22 protein-coding genes are annotated in these 22,154 nt (G+C 32.1%); 13 read left to right on the forward strand and 9 right to left on the reverse strand.

The annotated features are described in order from the left end of the window. Positions 1-96: 96 nt before the first annotated feature. Positions 97-975: a winged helix-turn-helix domain-containing protein gene (locus tag BP92_RS0105255; protein WP_026725091.1), complete on the reverse strand. Its 879-nt coding sequence runs from the start codon at positions 973-975 to the stop codon at positions 97-99. 109 nt (positions 976-1,084) lie between these two features. Between BP92_RS0105255 and BP92_RS0105260 the strand changes: the two genes are divergently transcribed. Next, positions 1,085-1,645 carry a hypothetical protein gene (locus BP92_RS0105260; RefSeq protein WP_026725092.1) on the forward strand — a complete coding sequence of 187 codons (561 nt, stop codon included), beginning with the start codon at positions 1,085-1,087 and terminating at the stop codon, positions 1,643-1,645. Between the two features lie 54 nt (positions 1,646-1,699). Here the strand turns inward: BP92_RS0105260 and BP92_RS0105265 are convergent, their stop codons facing one another. Further along, positions 1,700-3,886, reverse strand: coding sequence for a glutamine synthetase III family protein (locus BP92_RS0105265; protein ID WP_026725093.1), 2,187 nt, complete (start codon positions 3,884-3,886; stop codon positions 1,700-1,702). Positions 3,887-4,009: 123 nt separating this feature from the next. Here BP92_RS0105265 and BP92_RS0105270 point away from each other — a divergent pair, with 123 nt between their 5' ends. Next, positions 4,010-4,573 carry a DUF1543 domain-containing protein gene (locus BP92_RS0105270; RefSeq protein WP_026725094.1) on the forward strand — a complete coding sequence of 188 codons (564 nt, stop codon included), beginning with the start codon at positions 4,010-4,012 and terminating at the stop codon, positions 4,571-4,573. A 40-nt stretch (positions 4,574-4,613) separates the two neighbouring features. On the opposite strand, the gene BP92_RS0105275 is transcribed toward BP92_RS0105270, so the two are convergent. Beyond that, positions 4,614-5,129 (reverse strand): hypothetical protein, encoded by a 516-nt coding sequence (locus BP92_RS0105275; RefSeq protein ID WP_026725095.1) that lies wholly within the window; start codon positions 5,127-5,129, stop codon positions 4,614-4,616. A 107-nt stretch (positions 5,130-5,236) separates the two neighbouring features. Here BP92_RS0105275 and BP92_RS17205 point away from each other — a divergent pair, with 107 nt between their 5' ends. Both BP92_RS17205 and BP92_RS0105285 read left to right on the forward strand, forming a co-directional pair. Beyond that, on the forward strand, positions 5,237-5,377 hold the full coding sequence (locus BP92_RS17205) for a hypothetical protein (protein ID WP_162833735.1): 141 nt from the start codon (positions 5,237-5,239) through the stop codon (positions 5,375-5,377). Between the two features lie 3 nt (positions 5,378-5,380). Then, positions 5,381-5,752 (forward strand): YchJ family protein, encoded by a 372-nt coding sequence (locus BP92_RS0105285; protein ID WP_026725096.1) that lies wholly within the window; start codon positions 5,381-5,383, stop codon positions 5,750-5,752. Here the strand turns inward: BP92_RS0105285 and BP92_RS0105290 are convergent. Both BP92_RS0105290 and BP92_RS0105295 read right to left on the reverse strand, forming a co-directional pair. Continuing rightward, on the reverse strand, positions 5,749-6,225 hold the full coding sequence (locus BP92_RS0105290; protein WP_026725097.1) for a GyrI-like domain-containing protein: 477 nt from the start codon (positions 6,223-6,225) through the stop codon (positions 5,749-5,751). The genes BP92_RS0105285 and BP92_RS0105290 overlap by 4 nt on opposite strands. 50 nt (positions 6,226-6,275) lie before the next feature. Next, the gene (locus BP92_RS0105295; protein WP_026725098.1) at positions 6,276-9,701 is read right to left on the reverse strand and encodes a methylmalonyl-CoA mutase family protein; all 3,426 of its coding nucleotides are present in this window, start codon (positions 9,699-9,701) and stop codon (positions 6,276-6,278) included. A gap of 129 nt (positions 9,702-9,830) precedes the next feature. Here BP92_RS0105295 and BP92_RS0105300 point away from each other — a divergent pair, with 129 nt between their 5' ends. After that, a complete protein-coding gene (locus tag BP92_RS0105300) occupies positions 9,831-10,541 on the forward strand; it encodes a DUF4197 domain-containing protein (protein WP_026725099.1) in 711 nt (236 codons plus the stop codon). A gap of 309 nt (positions 10,542-10,850) precedes the next feature. After that, positions 10,851-11,234 (forward strand): hypothetical protein, encoded by a 384-nt coding sequence (locus BP92_RS0105305; RefSeq protein WP_026725100.1) that lies wholly within the window; start codon positions 10,851-10,853, stop codon positions 11,232-11,234. 80 nt (positions 11,235-11,314) lie between these two features. Here BP92_RS0105305 and BP92_RS0105310 read toward each other — a convergent pair whose 3' ends face one another. From BP92_RS0105310 to prfA, 4 genes are all read right to left on the reverse strand, one after another. Next, on the reverse strand, positions 11,315-12,097 hold the full coding sequence (locus BP92_RS0105310) for an alpha/beta fold hydrolase (protein WP_026725101.1): 783 nt from the start codon (positions 12,095-12,097) through the stop codon (positions 11,315-11,317). Between the two features lie 58 nt (positions 12,098-12,155). Further along, positions 12,156-12,944: an ABC transporter substrate-binding protein gene (locus BP92_RS0105315; protein ID WP_035692903.1), complete on the reverse strand. Its 789-nt coding sequence runs from the start codon at positions 12,942-12,944 to the stop codon at positions 12,156-12,158. Positions 12,945-12,982: 38 nt separating this feature from the next. Then, positions 12,983-13,795 carry an orotidine-5'-phosphate decarboxylase gene (pyrF, locus tag BP92_RS0105320; RefSeq protein WP_026725103.1) on the reverse strand — a complete coding sequence of 271 codons (813 nt, stop codon included), beginning with the start codon at positions 13,793-13,795 and terminating at the stop codon, positions 12,983-12,985. Between the two features lie 128 nt (positions 13,796-13,923). Beyond that, on the reverse strand, positions 13,924-14,997 hold the full coding sequence (gene prfA, locus BP92_RS0105325) for a peptide chain release factor 1 (protein ID WP_026725104.1): 1,074 nt from the start codon (positions 14,995-14,997) through the stop codon (positions 13,924-13,926). A 187-nt stretch (positions 14,998-15,184) separates the two neighbouring features. Here prfA and BP92_RS0105330 point away from each other — a divergent pair, with 187 nt between their 5' ends. The 7 genes from BP92_RS0105330 to BP92_RS0105365 all read left to right on the forward strand — a co-directional run. After that, entirely contained in the window at positions 15,185-17,389 is a 2,205-nt protein-coding gene (locus BP92_RS0105330) for a TonB-dependent siderophore receptor (RefSeq protein WP_026725105.1), read from the forward strand. A 20-nt stretch (positions 17,390-17,409) separates the two neighbouring features. Beyond that, positions 17,410-17,958, forward strand: a complete 549-nt coding sequence (locus BP92_RS0105335; RefSeq protein WP_026725106.1) for a PepSY-associated TM helix domain-containing protein — start codon at positions 17,410-17,412, stop codon at positions 17,956-17,958. A 633-nt stretch (positions 17,959-18,591) separates the two neighbouring features. Next, complete coding sequence (locus BP92_RS0105345) at positions 18,592-19,182, forward strand: hypothetical protein (RefSeq protein ID WP_026725108.1); 591 nt, start codon at positions 18,592-18,594, stop codon at positions 19,180-19,182. Between the two features lie 49 nt (positions 19,183-19,231). Then, complete coding sequence (locus BP92_RS16685) at positions 19,232-20,071, forward strand: CPBP family intramembrane glutamic endopeptidase (RefSeq protein WP_026725109.1); 840 nt, start codon at positions 19,232-19,234, stop codon at positions 20,069-20,071. After that, complete coding sequence (locus tag BP92_RS0105355) at positions 20,071-20,472, forward strand: hypothetical protein (protein ID WP_026725110.1); 402 nt, start codon at positions 20,071-20,073, stop codon at positions 20,470-20,472. Before BP92_RS16685 ends, BP92_RS0105355 begins: the two co-directional genes overlap by 1 nt. Before the next feature lie 108 nt (positions 20,473-20,580). Continuing rightward, a complete protein-coding gene (locus tag BP92_RS0105360) occupies positions 20,581-21,312 on the forward strand; it encodes a hypothetical protein (protein WP_026725111.1) in 732 nt (243 codons plus the stop codon). A gap of 565 nt (positions 21,313-21,877) precedes the next feature. Next, positions 21,878-22,154, forward strand: a 277-nt coding sequence (locus BP92_RS0105365; protein WP_026725112.1) for a helix-turn-helix domain-containing protein, incomplete at its 3' end; no start/stop codon positions are given.

Here is a 22,154-nt window from a genome sequence, read left to right on the forward strand (position 1 = left end):
TAAAATTTGATAATTTAGGGGTAAATTATCCTAGTTAGTACAACAAAAAATCCCAATCTTTCGATTGGGATTTCTTTTTCTAAAAACGCAATATTTTTATTCTCTAATCTCAAGCTTATACCCTTTTCCACGAATAACTACAATATTAATATTCGGGTCAAGCTCTAGTTTTTTTCTAAGTTTTGATATGAACATGTCTAAACTACGTCCTACAATAACGCCTTCGTCTTCCCAAATCTCTTTTTGTAATCGGCTTCTTTCTATTGTTTCGTTAGGCGATGAGGCAAAAATGAGCAATAAACGTGTTTCTGTTGCTGTTAAATCTATGGTTTCTTTATTAATTTCTAGTTGACGCTTTTGTGCATCAAACACCACTGAACCAAAAGTAAACAGTTTATTATTATCAATTTTAGGTAATTGTTTCTTATGTTTAAATTTCCAAAAAACAAATCCAATCAATAGTAAAAACGATAAACCTCCTAAATAATATTTATAATTTGTTGTAACTATATCGTTTGGTTTAAATTTGATATTTATCTTGTAACAAGCAATAGGTTGTTTTCTTCCAACACAGGCTAAAATATCTTCTTTTTTGTTTTTGGAAATAGCATATCCATAAGTTACACTCGAATTTGCACAATTAATTACATTTACAACATAATCGGTTACTTGATAATCTTTAATAAGTAAACGTTTGGTAGTATTTACTATTGAATCGGTTACAAATGAAAATTCTTTCTCAAAACTAATTTGGTATTCATTTTCAGCTATCTTTTTTATCGGAAGCACTCTCGAAGTACTATCTCCCGATTGCAAAAGTATTTCATGTCCAATTCTACGCAATAAAACTTCTCTTCTGGAAAGATCAAAATCGTTAGCATTATTAACAAAGAAAACCAATGAAATTAACACCAGTAATAGCAATGCAATTATATATTTAGTTTTCCCAAAAAGGAGTTTTTGTCTACTATTCATAGTGTCAATTAATTATTTACAAAGTTTACATTTTTATTTACAATCCCAATCGTTCTAACAAAAAATTATGAATGTAAATTCGTTTAATCAATTTAAAAAAGTGAAAATTATGAAAAAAACAATTTATGTTCTAATCTTTTCATTGGTTGTGATAAGTGGATTTGTATTTAGCTTTTCAACTTTTGCCAATGGCTTACATGTTAATCGTGAAATTAAAAACGACACTAAAATTTCTTCAAAACCGTTATCCAATTTAGAGAAAAGAAAAAAATGGGAAGCTTCACCAGATGGCATAAAATTTAGCGAATGGAAAGATTCTCCCGAAGGTAAAAAAGTACAAGCAAGTTACGAGAAGATAAAAAACGAAATAAATGCTTATGCTGAAATGGAAGCCTTGGTAACTTCGGTGAATTTTCAATTTCCAACCACAAACCCATCAAGTCCTAAATGGCTAGTTGTGAAGATTAATGGAGAAGATTACATGATGCAATTTATTCCGAATGATTTTGAAAAATTGAATAGCCTAAAAGTTAACGACAAAATAATTATCAAAAGCCGAAGCGCTGGTTTTTCAAACAATCATCCTTATTTGATTTTATCAAGCGACTATATCGAACACAACAATAAAGTACTTTTTGAACGCGATTTAAGTAAGAATGATGGTTGTTAAGAATTGAGAAACAATAAAGAAATCCCAATCAAATGATTGGGATTTCTTTTTTTATTATTTCGTAAATAACAATTCTCTATATTTTGTTAGTGTCCAAAGTTCGTCATCTACTAACAATTCTAATTTGTCAGCGTGGTAACGAATTTCTTCGAAATATGGTTTTACTTTATCACAATAAGCGTCTGCCATTTTTTCTGTGCTCGTTAAGGCGTTTGCTTTTTTACGTTCTTCGGTCATTTTTTCAACTTTCGTGTTGATACCTTCAATGTGTTCTGAAATTTCTTTGATTAACGAAATTTGTTCTTTAGCGATTTTCTCAAAGTCTTTTCCGAAAATTTCTTTTAATCCTTTTACGTTTTCAATTAACACATTTTGGTAACGAATAGCCGTTGGAACTACATGATTACGAGCGATATCACCTAAAACTCGACCTTCGATTTGGATTTTTTTCACGTATTCTTCTAATTCAATTTCGTAACGTGATTCTACCTCAACATGATTCATTACGCCCATTTCTCCAAACAATTCAATTGCTTTTTTAGAAACTTTCGCTTTTAATGCTTGTGGAGTTGTTTTGTGATTACTTAAACCGCGTTTTTTAGCTTCTTTTTCCCAAGCATCGCTATAACCATCACCTTCAAAAAGGATAGTTTTCGTTTGCTTGATGTATTCTCTCAATACATTGAAAATTGCTTCGTCTTTCTTTAAATCTTTTTTCTCGATTAAAGCATCTACTTCAATTTTGAAATCTTTTAATTGTTTTGCAACAATTGTATTTAAAGTCGTCATAGAAACCGCACAGTTTGCCGAAGAACCAACGGCTCTAAACTCGAATTTGTTCCCTGTGAAAGCAAATGGCGATGTTCTGTTTCTATCGGTATTGTCTAATAAAACGTCTGGTAATTTACCTACTACGTTTAATTTTAAATCGGTTTTTTCTTCTGGAGATAATTTCCCTTGAGAAACTCCTTCTAATTCCGCCAATACCTTAGTCAATTGTTGACCGATGAAAACCGAAATAATTGCTGGTGGCGCTTCATTAGCTCCTAAACGGTGGTCGTTACTAGCTGATGCAATTGACGCTCTTAATAATTCTTCGTTATCATGAACTGCTTTAATCGTATTGATGAAAAACGTTAAGAATTGTAAGTTACTCATCGGAGTTTTTCCAGGAGATAACAAGTTAATTCCAGTATCAGTAGCTAAAGACCAGTTGTTGTGTTTACCTGAACCATTAACTCCTTTGAATGGTTTTTCATGGAATAACACTTTAAAATCGTGACGCTCAGCCACTTTTTGCATTACGTCCATTAATAACGAGTTATGGTCTACCGCTAAATTCGTTTCTTCAAAAATTGGTGCCAACTCAAATTGGTTAGGCGCTACCTCATTGTGACGTGTTTTAACTGGAATTCCTAATAACATACATTCGTTTTCTAAATCACGCATATACGTTAAAACTCTAGTAGGAATCGAACCAAAATAATGGTCATCTAATTGTTGTCCTTTTGCTGCAGTGTGACCTAATAACGTTCTTCCTGTAGCTAATAAGTCAGGTCTTGACGCAGCTAAAGCGCTGTCTACCAAGAAATATTCTTGTTCCCAACCTAAAGTTGGTGTTACTCTTTTTACGTTTTTATCGAAATATCTTGCAACGTCAATCGCAGCTGAATCGATAGCATGTAACGCTCTTAATAAAGGCGTTTTGTTATCTAATGCTTCACCTGTATAAGAAACAAAAACTGTTGGGATACATAAAGTTGTTCCAAAGATAAAAGCTGGCGATGTTGGATCCCAAGCGGTATATCCTCTTGCTTCAAATGTATTACGAATTCCTCCATTTGGAAAAGAAGACGCATCTGGTTCTTGTTGTACCAATTGACTTCCGCCAAATTTTTCTACTGGATCACTTCCATCAGGAAATGTTTCGAAGAAAGCATCGTGCTTTTCCGCAGTGGTTCCAGTTAATGGTTGAAACCAGTGCGTGTAATGAGTTACTCCTTTTGATAATGCCCACTCTTTCATTCCCAATGCAATATAATCGGCAATTTTTCGGTCGATTTTTACTCCTTCAGCAGCAGCTTTAACAGCTTTGTAAGCCTCTGGTGTTAAAAACTGTCGCATCGCTTTATCTCCAAAAACATTACTACCAAAAATAGCTGATTTTCTATCCAATTCCTCTACGTGAACTGGTTTTCTGTCGGTTGCTTTTCTTAAAGCTTGAAAACGAAATGTTGACATAAGTTGTGTGTGTTTAAAGTTATACCCTTGAAAAGTTATGCAAATATATGAATTTTTTAAATAATTTTACAAAGACCCCTATTTTTTTTAGGGGTAAAAATATTTTTTTATTACTTTTACATTATGAAAACATCAAATTTACACATAATTATGTTGGGTTGCACCCCAAAAGGACGCTTTACCGAACAACACGATATCTTTTTTGGTATTGGAAGTAGTTTAAAAGAATTAATTCCAGACATGAAAGATTTTTGGCCTGAAGCTAAAGGAAGAATCCATATCGATGCTTGGCAAAAAGTAACTTCTGTTGATGGATTTGCAATTGAAATAGTTTCTAATAAGGACAAATTAGAACAAGAAGAGCAATTATTCTTTTTAAACCTGGGCGGTTATAAAGAAGGCGAATTTGAAGAATATCATTATAAAGTATTAGTTGTCGCCAAAACAAAAGCGGAAGCCATTAAAAAAGCCAAACAAACTACTTTCTATAAACATTATGGTTTCAAAGGAGCCGAATCGCACATTGATGATAAATATGGAGTTGATGTTGATGATATTCATAATATTGAAGATATTCTTTCAGAAAAATTTAAATCACAGTATCGTTTGAAAATAACAAAAACCAATGTAATTTCAGAAGATGAAAAACACATTGGCTATTTAAAGTTGGATAAAATATCAGTATAAAAAAAGAGCTATCGGAATGGGATAGCTCTTTATATTTATTTTACATTTTAATCTTAGTTACTTTGGCGGTATCTAAGCTAAAATGTTCTTTTACTGAATCGTAATTAGTAAAGTCGATTTCACTTGACGTTTTGTTTCCATAATAAGCTGGAATGACTACTACTCTAAATACTTGGTCTAATTTATAAGCATTTGACAAACCAGGTAAATCATATCCAAATAAATTTACTTGAGCATCATATCTGGTAAAATCATTATCATACGCAAAATCTAATGTTCCATCATCAAAATAATAGGTTTCTGGCAACAATTTCCAAACATCACCAGCTGAACCATAGTCTACCAAACGGTAAACCAAAACCATATCAGATGTATAAGTAGCATGAGGAAAAGTTAATAATGCTGAATATCCATTTCCAGATGTTAAATCAACATTTGTGTATTCAAAAACCTCGCTTATAGCATCGTTATCTACATTATCTTGAACTTCGTTAACTGTACAACTTTGTAGTGTTATCATCCCGATAAAAGCTATCAATAAAGTAATTTTCTTCATAATCTTTAATTTTTAAATTTTTTCCTATATAGATATAACCAATTGTTGTGCCAAAAATTTATCACACTTTATTTTCTTATCTTTGAAACTTCAAAAAAGCTTGTAAAATGGGAAGAAATAATCCAAAAAATATTAAAGCACACAACGATAAATTGCACAAAGAGCAAGCTAAAGAAAAAGCAAAAAAGAATGCTCGTGCTGAAAAATTGAAAGAGATTACTAGAAAGTTCAATGAATCTAAACAATAATTTATGTCGAATTGTTATTGCGGAAATTCTATTCCTTTTCAAGATTGTTGCGAACCTTATATTAAAGGAATTGCTAATGCTCCAACTGCCGAAAAATTAATGCGTTCTCGTTACAGCGCTTTTGCAACTGGTGCCGCTGATTATTTGGTAAACACTACTCACATTTCTAAAAGACGCTTCCACAACAAAAAAGATATTTTAGCTTGGAGTCAAGCCAATAAATGGTTAAAATTAGAAGTTTTAGCTTCAACTGAAACCACGGTAACTTTCAAAGCGTATTATTTAGATGAAAATTTAAAAGCGCAAGTCCATTATGAACATTCTACTTTTAAATTGGAAAATGGGAAATGGTTTTATGTGGATGGAGAATATTAAATTCCATTTTTGATTGGAATCCAAATTTCCTCTTCAGAATCAGAAGTATTATTTTTATATTTTTCTCCTAAAATTTCAAATTGAGGACGATTATCAAATTCATATTGAGAATTTGGCAACCATACACCAAAAATATAACTAAACGTTTCTCTTGCTTTTGAAGCATCTCCAACATGATTAAAAACAGCATACAAACCTTCCTCAACAATTAATGTTTGCATTCCTTCAGGAAGAAAATCAAAATCTGAAACAGGAACTACAGCCCATTTTACAAATTTAGTTTGTGGATTGAAATCAAAATTTTCAGGGTTGATTTGAATGTTGAATAAATCTGCACCTAAAGCATTTTGAATCTCATTTCTTCTAGGCATAAATTTTCCCCACAATTCTCCTATTCGATAATCTGAATAAGAAAATTGACTATTCATTCCGATGAATTTTGTTGTTGGAAAGGTTTTTATGATGGGCTTCATGCTTCAAAAATAAAAAAACCTCCCAAATGGAAGGTTTTTTATTTAAAATTTTACATATTGCGTCTATACTGACCACCCACCTCAAACAAGGCACTGGTGATTTGTCCTAACGAACACACTTTCGTAGCATCCATTAATTTTTCGAAAATATTTTGGTTGTTAATCGCAGCTTCTTGAATTACATTTAACTGTTCTTCAACCTTGTCAGAATTTCTCTTATGCAGATTGTTTAACATATCAATTTGATATTGTTTTTCTTCTTCTGTTGCACGAATAACTTCTGCAGGAATAACTGTTGGTGAACCTTTTGAGCTCAAGAACGTGTTTACACCAATAATTGGGAATTCTCCTGTGTGTTTTAAAGTTTCATAATACAATGATTCTTCTTGAATTTTTGAACGTTGATACATCGTTTCCATTGCACCCAAAACTCCTCCACGTTCTGTAATTCTGTCGAATTCTTGTAAAACAGCTTCTTCTACTAAATCAGTTAATTCTTCAATAATGAACGAACCTTGAATTGGGTTTTCGTTTTTCGCTAAACCTAACTCTTTATTAATAATCAACTGAATTGCCATTGCTCTACGCACTGATTCTTCTGTTGGTGTTGTAATTGCTTCATCATACGCATTCGTGTGTAACGAGTTACAGTTATCATAAATCGCATATAAAGCTTGTAAAGTCGTACGAATATCATTGAAATCAATCTCTTGTGCGTGTAATGAACGTCCAGAAGTTTGAATGTGATATTTCAACATTTGTGCTCTTTCGTTGGCTCCGTATTTATTTTTTAAAGCTTTTGCCCAAATTTTACGCGCTACTCTACCAATTACCGCATATTCTGGATCAATTCCGTTTGAGAAGAAGAATGATAAATTCGGACCGAAATCGTTGATGTTCATTCCGCGACTCAAATAGTATTCCACATAAGTAAAACCATTTGCTAACGTGAAAGCTAACTGCGTAATTGGATTCGCACCCGCTTCAGCAATATGATATCCAGAAATTGAAACTGAATAGAAATTACGAACATTTTGCTTGATGAAATATTCTTGAACATCACCCATCAAACGTAAAGCGAATTCCGTAGAGAAAATACAAGTATTTTGCGCTTGATCTTCTTTTAAAATATCCGCTTGAACCGTTCCACGAACTTGTGCTAACGTTTTTACTTTGATATCTTGATAAACCTCTAAAGGTAAAACTTGGTCACCAGTTACTCCTAAAAGCATCAAACCTAAACCATTGTTTCCCTCCGGTAAAGCACCTTGATATCTTGGACGTTCTACTCCTTTTTTCTTGTAAATTTCATTGATTTTAGCTTCAACTTCGTCTTGTAAACCGTTTTCAATGATATATTTTTCACAGTTTTGATCGATGGCAGCATTCATGAAGAATCCTAACAACATTGGTGCTGGACCATTAATTGTCATCGAAACCGAAGTTAACGGATGACTTAAATCGAAACCTGAATATAATTTCTTAGCATCGTCTAAACAACAAATCGAAACTCCTGCATTTCCAATTTTCCCATAAATATCTGGTCGAACGTGTGGATCATTTCCGTATAAAGTTACCGAGTCAAAAGCAGTTGACAAACGTTTTGCAGGTAATCCAGCAGATACATAGTGGAAACGTTTGTTGGTTCTTTCTGGTCCACCTTCTCCGGCAAACATTCTACTTGGGTCTTCTCCTTCTCGTTTGAATGGATACAATCCTGATGCGAATGGAAATTCTCCTGGAACATTTTCTTGTAAATTCCATTTTAAAATATCACCCCAAGCTTGGTATTTTGGTAAAGCTACTTTTGGAATTTGAGAATGTGATAACGATTCGGTATGCGTTGCAATTTTGATTTCTTTATCACGAACTTTAAAACTATAAACCGGATTTTTGTATTTATTTACTTTTTCGTCCCAAGTTAAAATGATTTCCCAATTATATGGATCTAAATTCATTTTTACTCGGTCGAATTCTTTAGTTAATAACGAAACGAAATCTTTGTTATCAGCAGTAATTTTTAAAGAACTTTCAACAATTCCGGCTTTGTCTAATTGCGGTACATTTCCGTTAACCGATTCGATGGTTTTGAAAATTCCGTATAATTTTTGCGCTACTTCTACTTGAGAAAGCGCTGTTTCGTCGTATTTTCTATTGTTTTCTGCAATTTCAGATAAATAACGAGTTCTGTGTGGCGGAATTACGAAAATCTTCTCGCTCATTTCACGCGTAATTTCAAAAGTCGATTTTAGATCGGCTCCTGTTTTATCCACAATCTTATCCATGATAGATTTGTAAAGCGTATTCATTCCTGGATCGTTGAATTGCGACGCGATAGTTCCAAAAATTGGCATTTTATCTGTATCTACATCCCAAAGATTATGATTGCGTTGGTATTGTTTTTTTACATCTCGAATGGCATCTAAAGCGCCACGTTTGTCGAATTTATTCAATGCTACTAAATCAGCAAAATCTAACATATCGATTTTTTCCAACTGAGTTGCTGCTCCAAATTCTGGTGTCATTACATATAACGAAACATCAGAATGGTCCATGATTTCAGTATCTGATTGTCCAATTCCTGAAGTTTCTAATACAATTAAATCATATTTCGCTGCCTTCAACACTTGAATCGCTTCTGCTACATATTTCGATAACGCTAAATTCGATTGACGAGTTGCTAACGAACGCATATAAACACGAGAATTATTAATCGCATTCATACGAATTCTATCACCTAACAAAGCGCCACCTGTTTTACGTTTTGATGGGTCAACCGAAATTAATCCGATAGTTTTTTCAGGGAAATCGATTAAGAATCGACGTACTAATTCATCTACTAAAGATGATTTTCCGGCACCACCCGTCCCTGTGATTCCTAAAACTGGAATTTTTGACGTTTCATTCTTTTGGTGAATTTGGTCAAAAACCGATTTTGCAATTTCTGGAAAATTCTCAGCTGCTGAAATTAATCTTGCAATTGCAGTTGGATTTTTCTCTTCGATATGCGATAATTCTCCCGTAAGTTTATCACCAATTGGATAATCAGAACGTTGTACTAAATCGTTAATCATACCTTGTAATCCCATGGCACGACCGTCGTCTGGCGAATAAATTCTTTCGATTCCGTATTCGTGTAATTCTGAGATTTCAGAAGGTAAAATTACACCTCCACCTCCACCAAATATTTTGATGTGACCTGCTCCTTTTTCCTTAAGCAAATCGTACATGTATTTGAAATATTCGTTATGACCTCCTTGGTAAGACGTCATTGCAATTGCATTAGCATCTTCCTGAATAGCGGTATTTACTACTTCTTCCACACTTCTATCATGTCCAAGGTGAATCACCTCAACACCTGTAGCTTGAATAATTCTACGCATGATATTGATAGCTGCATCGTGTCCATCAAAAAGTGACGCTGCGGTCACAATTCTTACTTTATTTTTAGGAATATAAGGAGTTTGTAGTTCCATATGTAATTTTTGTTCGTTTTAAAGGGTGCAATTTACGAATTTAATAATTTTATTTCATTTAAAATTTTGAATTAATTGTGATAAAAAATTGGCACTATCTTTGTCTAAATAGTTGACAAAATATTTATCATGAAAAAAATCGTATTAAGTTTATTTGTTTTTAGTTTATTTGGATGTGCCGAAATGCAACAAGTATTAGACCAATTACCACAAGGAACAGGTGTTTTGAGTCAAGCAGAAATTGGAAACGGATTAAAAGAAGCTCTAAACAATGGAATCACCAAACAAGTTTCGAAATTAACTGCCACAGATGGCTTTTTTAAGAATGAAGCTGTTAAAATTTTATTACCACAAGAATTGCAAGTGGTTGATAAAAAATTACGTCAAATAGGTATGAGTAAGTTAGCAGATGAAGGATTGAAAGTCTTAAACCGTGCTGCTGAAGACGCGGTAAAAGAAGCGACTCCAATCTTCGTTGATGCAGTAAAACAAATGACTTTTAATGATGCCAAAAACATTTTGATGGGTAATGAAAGTTCGGCTACGACTTATTTACAAAACACCACTTCTACTGCTTTGTATGCAAAATTTAATCCTGTGATTAAAAATTCGTTTGCCAAAGTAGGTGCTGATAAAGTTTGGACCAACATCATTACAAAATATAACGCCATTCCATTAGTAACCAAAGTGAATCCTGATTTAACCGATTATACTACGAACAAAGCTATGGAAGGTGTTTTCAAAATGATTGCTGTAGAAGAGAAAGATATTCGCACAAATTTAACCGCAAGAAGTTCCGATTTATTAAAAAAGGTTTTTGCTTTACAAGACAAAAAATAATGATTTGTAATTGATTTTTTACAGAAAAAACGTTTTCGTAAAAATTTAGTAATCAATAACATAAGAATAACATAACCTTAACATTACAATTCAAAAAAAGGTAAGATATTTGCACTGTAATAAGAATAAAATTCTCATTTAGTTAGGGTTAGTTTAGAAAAAATCACTCCGATGCAAATCGGAGTTTTTTTGTTTTTATACGGTAAATTTTGTAAAGATTTTATTATATTTGGAAAAGAAAAAGTATTATGTTTATTATATGTAAATAAGTTATAGTTCATTTAGTGACTAATTTTCAATTGAACAATTATGAAATTATTTATGTTTTACTTTCTTTTTACTTTTGTTTCCGAACTTACTTATCAAGATAGTTTTGGAAACGATTTCGTAATAGAAAATTCCAAAAAGTTACCAAAAAGAATTGATTTTGATTTTTTAAAATGCAATTTAAACACAAAACATTTTATAGAAAACTTTACACGAAAATCATACAATTATAAGTTCGTAGTAATGAAAGTTCAAAAGAAAAGTAAAAATCTTTATGAATTGAAAGTTCAAATTATACCGCAAACAAAAGATGATATGCAAGAACTTTTTAGATATACAAATCCATCATATTACATTTTGAAAACAACAAACAGAAATAAGAAACTCGAAATTGAAAGCGTGAAATTTGATCGTGGAGAAATTTAAACGGCCTGTAACAGCTATTTGCTTCAATGGTTACTTCCGGATTTTTAAGAAAAATTAATTGTTGAAAAATATAAATTTTATCACATTTTCTTCAAATACCCAATCACCGTTTCATTAAAAACAACTGGTTGCTCTACATTTACCACATGACCGCAGTTTTGGATGATGAAAAGTTCGGCAGTTTTAACGTGATTAGCAACGACTTGTTTTACCGAAGGTAAAAACATATAATCTTCTTCTCCCATGACGTAAAGCGTGGGAATATTCAATTCTTTTTGGCGGAACCAACGTAATACTGGATTAATTTCAGCCGTAAGTTTGAACCATTTAATGAATTCTTTTTGGTACAATTTTTTCGCTTCGTTAATGAACAACAAACGTGATTGTTTGTGATTCTTTTTTGGCATAATCACAAAGGCAAAAAAGCGGTACAAAACCAAATATGGTAACACATATTTAAACATATTTCCCAGTCGCATTAAAACTTGTGAACGGAAATTCATTTTTAAAATAGCACCACCTAAAATCATGCTTTTCACGCGTTCAGAATGCATTTCTGCCAATTGACGAATAACGATGGAGCCTAAAGAAATTCCAACAAAATGAGAGCTTTCAATCTTTAAAAAATCGATAACCTCAACAATATCTTCCGCAATTGCTTTGAACGTATATTTCTGTTTGAGTGCCGATTTTAATTGGTCTTTTGAATTTCCATGACCGCGCAAATCCAATAACAGCACATTAAAATGCTTTTGAAAATCACGAATTTGCTTAAACCAAATAGAAGAACTTCCTCCTGCTCCATGAACAAAAGTCACCCATTCGGTACTGGTTTCGTTTTTATAAATTGTATAGGAAATCAAATGTTTCAATTTTTGTCAAATGTACTGTTTTTAAAACAACTACATTGTTGAACAAATTTTAAATTTTAGCATGCAGTAATTTGAAATAATCAAAGGCTTTCAAAAGTCGACTTCCGTACCAAGAAAACATTTCGCCATCGACAAAAACGGTTTTGGCATGATGTGTAAAACGTCCAATTTCAAACGCATGTTCGTCTTTAAACGGAAACGGTTCGGAAGACAAAAACACATAATCAGGATCGCCTTCTAAACGAATTTTCTTCAATTCGACTTCTGGATAACGTCCTTCTTTTACTTCGTAAATATTCTCGAAATGATTCAATTTCAACAATTCATTGATAAAGGTATTATTTCCCGCGACCATATGCGGTTTTGCCCAAATAAAATAAGCTACTTTTTTAATTGGTTTATCTTTGATAAATTGCTGAAAATCTTGATGAGCAAAATTGATTTTATCCATCCATTTACGAGCTTCCGTACGTTTATTGAAGAGTTGACCGAAATTGTGAATCATTTGTAGATTATCTTCAATCGTGAGAATATCGGTTACCCAAACTGGACAAATTTGGGATAATTCTTCTACGATTTCTTTGGTGTTTTCCTCTTTATTGCAAATGATAATATCAGGTTGAAGTGCTTTTATTTTATCGAATTTGATGGTTTTAGTTCCGCCAACAATCGTCTTTGTCGCTTTAAAATGACACGGATGCACACAGAATTTAGTAATGCCAACAATATTATCTTCCAAACCTAAATCGTATAATAATTCGGTTTGTGAAGGCACTAACGAAACGATTCGCAAAGGTGTTTTTTCGAAAGTGTGTTGGGTTCCTAATTGGTCTTGCATTGGTTCAACATTCAAAATTCAGCGTTCAACATTAAAATTTACCCTAAAATGGATTGCATTTCTTGTTGCAACTTCAAAGCCTCTTCCCTAGCCTTTGCTGCGAAATCCATTCCGTTTGAAGCGTAAATAATCCCTCTTGAAGAATTGATTAACAAGCCAACATTAGCATTCATTCCGTATTTGCAAACCTCTGCTAAACTTCCGCCTTGAGCACCAACCCCTGGAACTAATAAGAAACTATCAGGAACTATTTTTCTGATTTCCGTGAAATATTCAGCTTTGGTCGCACCAACTACGTACATTAAATTATGAGCGTTTTTCCAAGATTTTGAAGTTTCCAAAACCACTTTGTACAATTCTTTACCATCGACATTTTGCGTTTGGAAATCAAAAGCTCCTTCGTTTGAAGTTAACGCTAACATAATCGTGTGTTTATCTTCAAATGATAAGAAAGGTTCTACTGAATCTTTTCCCATATAAGGCGCCACCGTTACCGAATCGAAATCTAAATCGTTGAAAAAAGCTCTGGCATACATAGACGAAGTATTGCCAATATCACCACGTTTAGCATCCGCAATAGTGAAGATTTCAGGATATTTCTCATTGATGTAATTAATGGTTTTTTCTAGCGATTGCCAACCTTTGATTCCGTAAGCTTCGTAAAAAGCAGTATTTGGTTTGTACGAAACACATAAATCGTGAGTCGCATCGATAATGGCTTTATTGAATTCGAAAATAGGATCTTCGGTTTGTAGTAAATGCTCGGGAATTTTATTCAAATCGACATCCAAACCAATGCAAAGAAATGATTTTTTAGTTCGGATTTGGGTAATTAGTTGTTCAGTAGTCATTGTGTTGTTGTTATTTAAACGCAAAGTTCGCAAAGTTTTTCGCAAAGTTCGCAAGGATTTAAAAAAAATGCCAAACAAATTATTGTTCAGCATCTTTTCTCTATGTTCTATGTTCTGGTTTCTTTCATTTAGAAAACTTCGCTTTCTTTTAGTTTTTCGGTGTTGGCTACCAATTGTAATTCTTCAATCATTTTGTGAAGATTTCCATTCATGAAACCATCTAAATCGAAAATACTTAAACCAATTCTATGGTCGGTAATTCTACCTTGTGCATAGTTGTAAGTACGAATTTTAGCCGAACGGTCACCCGAACTTACCTGAGAATTACGTTTTTTCGCATCTTCTTCTTGTTTTTTGGCTAATTCCATTTCGTATAAACGCGAACGTAAAACCGTTAACGCTTTGTCTTTGTTTTTATGTTGCGATTTCTCGTCCTGACATTGTGCCACCAAACCTGTTGGAATGTGCGTCATACGAACCGCCGATTTCGTTGTATTTACCGATTGTCCACCTGGTCCTGACGAACAGAAAAAGTCTATACGAACGTCGTTCATATCGATTTGTACGTCAAATTCCTCTGCTTCTGGCAACACCATTACGGTTGCTGCTGAAGTGTGCACACGACCTTGCGTTTCGGTTTGTGGCACACGTTGTACACGGTGTACTCCTGCTTCGTATTTTAAAGTTCCATATACATCTTCACCTGTTACTTCAAAAATAACCTCTTTGAAACCTCCAGAAGTTCCTTCACTTACATCTACTACAGACGTTCTCCATCCTTTTGAATCACAATATTTAGTGTACATACGGTACAAATCTCCAGCAAAGATAGAAGCTTCATCTCCACCTGTACCCGCACGGATTTCCACCATAACGTTTTTAGCATCTTCAGGATCTTTAGGAATCAACATATATTTGATTTCGTCTTCTAACTGAGGTAAACGTTCTTTAGCTTCGTCCAATTGCATTTTAGCCATTTCTACCATTTCGGCATCCGAACCATCCGCAATAATTTCGTTAGCTTCTTTAATATTTCCGTCAAGATTAATGTATTCTTCACGTTTATCTACTAAAGCTTTAAGGTCTTTGTATTCTTTATTTAATTGTACATAACGCTTTTGATCCGCAATTACATCAGGCTGAATAATCAAATCTGATACTTCGTCAAAACGTTGTTTTACATATTGTAATCTATCTAACATAGCTGTTATTTATTTTGGAGTGCAAAGTTACAATTTTAGTTGAAAGTTTAAAAATTAAAATGTTTAAAAGTTTTAAAACTGAAAATCAACCTCTTAACTATTTTATTTAAAATAAATCTAAATAAACTTTGCGAATTCATTTTTGCTTATTATTTTTGCGGTGTTATTTTAATTAAATCTAAATAAGATGTATAAAAACATTTTCAAATCTATAGTACTACTGTCTTCTTTTCAGGCAGTGGCCCAACAAACTCCAAATGATGTTAGCGAAAACTATTTTACAGAAAACGATACTGTGAAAACGCTAAACGAAGTAGTCATTAACGGAAAAAACAATCCTTCTAAGTCTTCTGTTAACAGAGCTGGAATCAAAGAAAAAGATTTACCTCAAGCCATTCAGGTTATTGGAACAGAAATCATCCAACAACAACAATCGGTTCGCTTGAGTGATGTAGTTAAAAATGCCAACGGTGTTTATGTAGGTTCGGCTCGTGGCGGTGCTCAAGAATCATTTTGGTCAAGAGGTTACGACATGTCGGCAAACAACATGTTTAAAAATGGTTTCCGTTTTAATAGCGGTTCTATTCCAGAAGTTGCTTCATTAGAAAAAGTAGAAATTTTAAAAGGAAGCGCAGCTCTTTTATACGGAAATGTAGCGCCTGGAGGAATTATGAACATGGTAACCAAATCGCCAAATTTCAGAACTGGTGGCGAATTCACTATGCAAGCTGGAAGTTATAGTTTCTACAAACCTTCGGCAGATGTATATGGGGCTTTTAACAATTCGATTGCGTACCGCTTTAATGGTTCGTATGAAAACTCAGAAAGCTTTAGAGATTATGTTACTAGAGAACGTTACTACGTAAATCCTTCCCTACTTTTTAAAGTGAGTGACAAAACTGAAATTACACTACAAGCGGATTATTTAAGTGATGACTGGACACCTGATTTTGGAACTGGTTCTATCGGAAAAGAAATTGCAGATGTACCAAGAAGCGCTTATTTAGGAGCAAAATGGTCAAATGGAAATACCAAACAAGCAACCGCTTCGATATTAGTAAACCATGAATTCAATCCCAATTGGAAACTGAATTTTAATTCTTCTTTCCAAGATTACGACAGAGAATCGATTGGTACAGAACGTATTCAACCAGCGGCAAATGGGGATTGGAATAGACCTTACGGAAGAAATAAAGCGGTAGAACAAATTTTTGCCAACCAAATTAGTTTACAAGGCAACTTTAAAACAGGTAACATCAAACACCAATTATTTACGGGTATCGATACCGAAATTTCGTATGCTGATGCTTACACTTTTAGATTTTATGATCCAACAACTGGTGCAACTGTAACTACATACGATACCGTAAATATTTTTGATCCATCGTCTTATGCAGCTTCGAATGAAGGACCAATTTTACCCTCTGAAGTAACAAGAATCGTAAAAACTCAAACTACACGTTTTGGTGTTTATGCACAAGATTTAATTTCGTTTTCTGACAAATTCAAAGCGTTATTAGGCGTTCGTTATTCATACCAAGAAGCAAAACCAGAAACATATAATATAGCTGCAAATACAGTTACAGAAGAAACCATCCGAAACGACAGAGCTTTTTCACCTAAAGTAGGATTGATTTACCAACCTACCAAATACACTACTTTATTTTCTAGTTACTCCAACTCATTCACACCAAATACGGGAGTAACCATTTACAATGAAGCGATTAAACCTTCTATAATTGATCAAATTGAAGTAGGTGTTAAAAACGAATTCTTTAAAGGAAAATTAACAACAAACGTTACTTTATATCAAATTGTAAACAGCAATTTAGCACAAACAGCTGAATTTGATGCAAACGGAAACATCAATACCAATACTAACGTAAAAGCATTAAGCGGAGAAACAACCAGTAAAGGAATTGAATTAGACTTAAACTACAAACCAATTGATGGTTTAAACATTATATCAGGATATAGTTATAACGACATGCGTTATACCAAAACCACTGGAGCAACAGGAAGTTTTATAGAAGGCGATCGTTTGGTAAGAACACCTCAACATACAGCTAACTTAAGTTTCTTTTATACGGTACAAACTGGAGTGCTTAAAAATGTATCGGTTGGAGCTATTGGAAACTACATTGGTGACAGACTTGGCGGTTGGAACAATCAAGTAAATCCTGCTTATCCAAACGGAATTTGGGATAGAGAAATTCCAGTTAATGGCTACACAACAATTGATGTATCGTTAGGTTACAATTGGAAACAATTTTCATTACTTTGCAAATTATCTAATATTACCAACGAGTTGAATTATACTTTACATGAAAATTACAGTGTAAACCCTATTGCCCCAAGACAAATTTTAACTTCGTTACGATACAAATTTTAAGAATTCAATTAAAACAAAACATGAAACAAAAATTAATTAGAGACATTCACCGCGATTTTGGCTACTTCTATGTAGGATTAATTATTTCGTTTGCTTTTTCAGGAATTTTAATGAACCACAGAGAACATTGGCATCCTGAAAAATACACCATCGAAACCAAAAACATCAAAGTACAATTGCCAGAAGAAAGCCAAATTACAGAAGAATTTGCTGAAAACTTAGGAAAACAATTGGGCATCGATGATAAAATGCGTCGCCACAACGTAAAGAAAGGTACGTTTAAAATTTCGTTTGAAAAGCACGATGTAGAAATCGACATGAAAACGGGTAAAGGTGAAATTGTTGCCTTCAACAAAACACCAATTATCAGCCAAACAATGAAGTTACACAAAACCACTTCGAATTGGTGGATTTACTACTCTGATATTTTTGGAATCTCCTTAATATTAATTGCCATCACGGGAACTTTAATGGTAACCCACGGCAAAAACACCTTTAAAAATAGAGGCTGGAAACTAGCCGTAGCCGGAATTATTTTTCCCATCTTAGTTTTAGTTATTTTGAGTTAATAAACGAAAAGGTTCACGAAAGTGAGCCTTTTTTGTTTTAGAAATTGTAAATATTTTATTATATTTGATTTCGTTAAAAAAATAAGCGAAATAAAAACTTGCCAAACTTTCGCCAATCTTGCCAATATGGTATGATACTAGTTCGAAAGTTTCGTATATAAACGAGTTACAAGTAACCTTATGACAATTGGAACGTAAAAAAATAAAATAAATAATTAGTTTTTTTAAAAAAAACATATAGATTTGCATTAATCCCCTACAAATTTAACGAAGAAGTAATTCAAAATCTTAACTCAAATTTGCATTTTATTTTTGATAAATGTATAATTGAAAATTAAGAATCCCAGCAAACACTGGAAAATAAAATTGAAAATGTACAGAAAATCTGTAACAAGAATAAAATTCTATAGAATATATTTGCACAAGAAAATGTCTAACATAATTAAATCTAAAACAAGGTAAAAAAGAGACTTACCATCTTAAAGTGACAATAGAATGCATTTCATTTATTTTAGAGGTTTGTTATTAAATGAAATTAAAGAGAAACCAACCAAAAAAAATGCAGCCCAAACTTTTTAATGTTTTCGAAGACAAAAGAGTGGACTGCAAAAAACATAATTAATACACAAATTTATGAAAAATTTATTTTTAATCACTTGCTTATCGCTTTTTAGTTTAGCAACATCAAGTCTAAACGCAAAAACAATTTCCCTTTCTGATAACTTTAATGATACTTTTATTGCAGAAAATATTTCAATTTTTGATGCAAGAGTAAGAAGTTTAGACAAATCAACTTATGTAAAAGAACTATATATAATTAATTTCTCTGAAACATCTTGGGGTATTTCTGATGTAGGTTTCAAAGGTGAGTTATTTAAAGATGATGGTAAAGGAAATGACTTAAAAGCAAATGATAATATATATACTTCTGTTGAAAAATTCAATTTTAATGATAAAGTTGTATATGACTCAAAATTCCAAGTTAAATCAGTAATGGCTGACTATATTATTTCTCCAGAGTTTAAGCATTTAGAAAAATTAACTGAATTTGTAAAAAATTACAGCAATTCAAGTACTATTGGTAATGCTTATGCTAAAACAAAAGTTGGAGGTTCAATTAAGTGTAAAATTAAAGCTGTTAGCTCTGGCTGTATAGCTGATTGGGTTTGGAGTGGTTTTGGCTGTCTTGAATTATCAGGTTGTACAATAGAAATTAATTGGTAATTGTAATTTGGGAAGGCAAAGCCTTCCCAAATTTTAAAGTTTATTCATCATGAATTATACAAGTATAAAACCATTTATTTATTCAATAATTGCACTTTCTTTAATCTTTGGTTTAAATAAACTATCATTAGATTTTATATTTAACGGTTATAATTTTGACTCTTATTCAACGATAGCAATTGGTAAAACTATTAAAAATACAATCTCAATAATCTTAATAATATTTTTATTACGGTATAAAAAAGAAATTCCCTTTTTTAATTTTTCACTAAAAATAAACAAAATTCATTTTTACATACCACTTCTAATTTACGTTTTTGTGTTTTCAGGTGGCTTTAAAATTTTTAGGGAATTCAATTTTTCAGATACAACAATAAATACATTTATAACATATTTATTAAGAGTCTTATCTTCTGCTTTTCTGGAAGAATATCTTTTTAGAGGTTTAATATTGGGAATATTTTTATTTTACTATCCGAAAACAAAAAAAGGGTTATTAAAAAGTGTAATTTTTTCAAGTTTAATTTTTGGAATTATGCACCTTGTTAATTTATGGACAATTAAAGAAGAAACTTCTGAAAATGTATTAAATCAAATTTATGCTGCAAGCTGTATAGGCATAATGTATGGAGCAACTTATTTAAGAACAAAAAGCATAGTCATTTTAGGTATTTTACATTTTTTAACAAACTTTTTTACATTAATAAAAGAAATCAGTTCAGTTTCAAATGAGCCATATGAGAAAGTTATACAACAAGACGATTTAGCAAGTTTAATTATTAGTCAATTACTAACACTGATAATTTATGGTATACCTTTATTTATTGGATTGTATTTAATTTTAAAAATGAGCCAAAAAGACATTGACGCTTTAAAAGCAAATACTTAATGAGAATTATATTAATATTAATTTTTACTAATTCTTTTTTCTTTTCATATTCTCAATCAGATGTTGACAAAATACTAAAAGGAGGAGAAATAATTGTTAATGGATTATCATTTCTTAAAAAGGATAAATCAGAAGTCAAAGAAAACAATTCTAAAGTAATTGAAAGTGTTTGTATAAAAAACAAACTTACAGACAAAATAACTTTTATCATTGTTGGTAAAGACGAAGAAGATAATACTATCAAAAAAGAAATGGTTATTCAAAAAGACGGAAAAGAATGCGTTTTTGAATTACCAAAAGGCATTTATACATATGAAATTGTTTTAGCCAATAAAGAAGTTTACAAAAAAGGCGAATACAAATTCAATGAAGAAATTACAATTACTGTAAAGCCCGATTAATTATCGCTTTACTAAATATTTACAGCAGTTTTGACAAAATCGAAACTGCTGTTTTATTTTTATTAGAATTTTACTATTTTTGGTTTACAACTTTAAAAATATAAAATTATGGCATCTACTTCAGAAAAAGGTCATGCAAAAAATGTAGCCAACTTTCAAGATTTAATTGAATTTGTAACAGGCTATGGTGCAACTTACAATCCATCGAAAAACAGTTTAAAACTTCCACAACTTATTGCACTAAAAGCATCAGCCGATGCAAATTTAGTAGATGTAATTGCAAAAAACACAAACTATAACAATAAAGTAAATGAACGTATAATTGCTTTCAGCGGTTTAAAATCATTTTCAACTCGATTAGTTAATGCATTGCAAACTACTGATGCAACACCCGAAACAATTGGCAACGCTAAAACATTTAACCGCAAAATGCAAGGTAAAAAAGCATCATCAACACAAACACCAACAGATACCAGTACTCCTGCTCCAACAAACATTTCTACAAGTCAACAATCGTATGACCAACTCATTCAACACTTAGCAGGTCTAACCTCTGTTTTAGAAGCAGAAACAAGTTATACACCAAACGAAACAGATTTACAAGTAGCTACAATCCAAGCAAAAATTGCCGATTTAACTGCTAAAAATACAGCCGTTGCTACAGCATATACAAACATCAGCAATTCAAGAATTGCAAGAAACGAAACACTATATTCAACCGATAGTGGATTAGTGCAAACCGCTTTAGAAGTTAAAAAGTACATTAAATCAGTATTTGGGGCTTCAAGCCCGCAATATTCTCAAGTAAAAAGCATAGAATTTTCAAAGCCAAGATTATAAAACACACACATTAAAAAAGAAAAAAAAAACAATAAAACTTATTGCTCACGCAATAAGTTTTATTGTTTCATTTTTTTAATTTATTATAACATCATTTAGAAAACTATCTTCCGCGCTTAGATTTATTCAAAGCAATTTTAAGAATATAAAAGGCAATTTTAGAATTATGTCATAATCAAAAAGAAATATTTTTAACGGTTATTAATATGTGTCATACAAGTTTTAATATATGTCATAAAACTTTAGATATATTATGATAAAGTTTAGATTTATGTCATACAAATTTAGATTTAGAGTATGCAGTTTTAGAATTATATCAACCTACTTAATAATAGATGTGTATATAAAAGGCTACTTGTAACAGCGGTTTAAATCAATGGCTACTTTCGGGAAAATATGCAATGGCACAGTTGTTCAATTTAATGTTTTGTTTATATTTGTAATGGCTTGCTGTTAGTTCAACGCCACTGAATTTAAGCCGCAAAACGTTGTGTGTAATTTTAAAAAGAAATGGAGAATTCAATAACTTAATGCAACAAATGATAAATTTTATCTTTGTTGAATTATGGAAAAATTACGCAGGCGATTAACCTTAAATGAACGGATTGTTATTGAGACTTTACTCAAAGAAAACAAGTCTAAAAGCTATATTGCTAAACAACTCAATAGAAACAGATCTACAATTACTCGTGAAGTTAATAATTGGGTTATTAAACCAACAGATATTTACAAAGCTTCTATTGCAGATTTCTTTGCTAAAGATGATTACTTAAATAAAAGAAATAAGGACAAAATAAACACCCACAAAAAACTTAAACACTTCGTTTACAAAGGATTGCTGT

The organism is Flavobacterium sasangense DSM 21067 (assembly GCF_000686885.1).
Classification (GTDB): domain Bacteria; phylum Bacteroidota; class Bacteroidia; order Flavobacteriales; family Flavobacteriaceae; genus Flavobacterium; species Flavobacterium sasangense.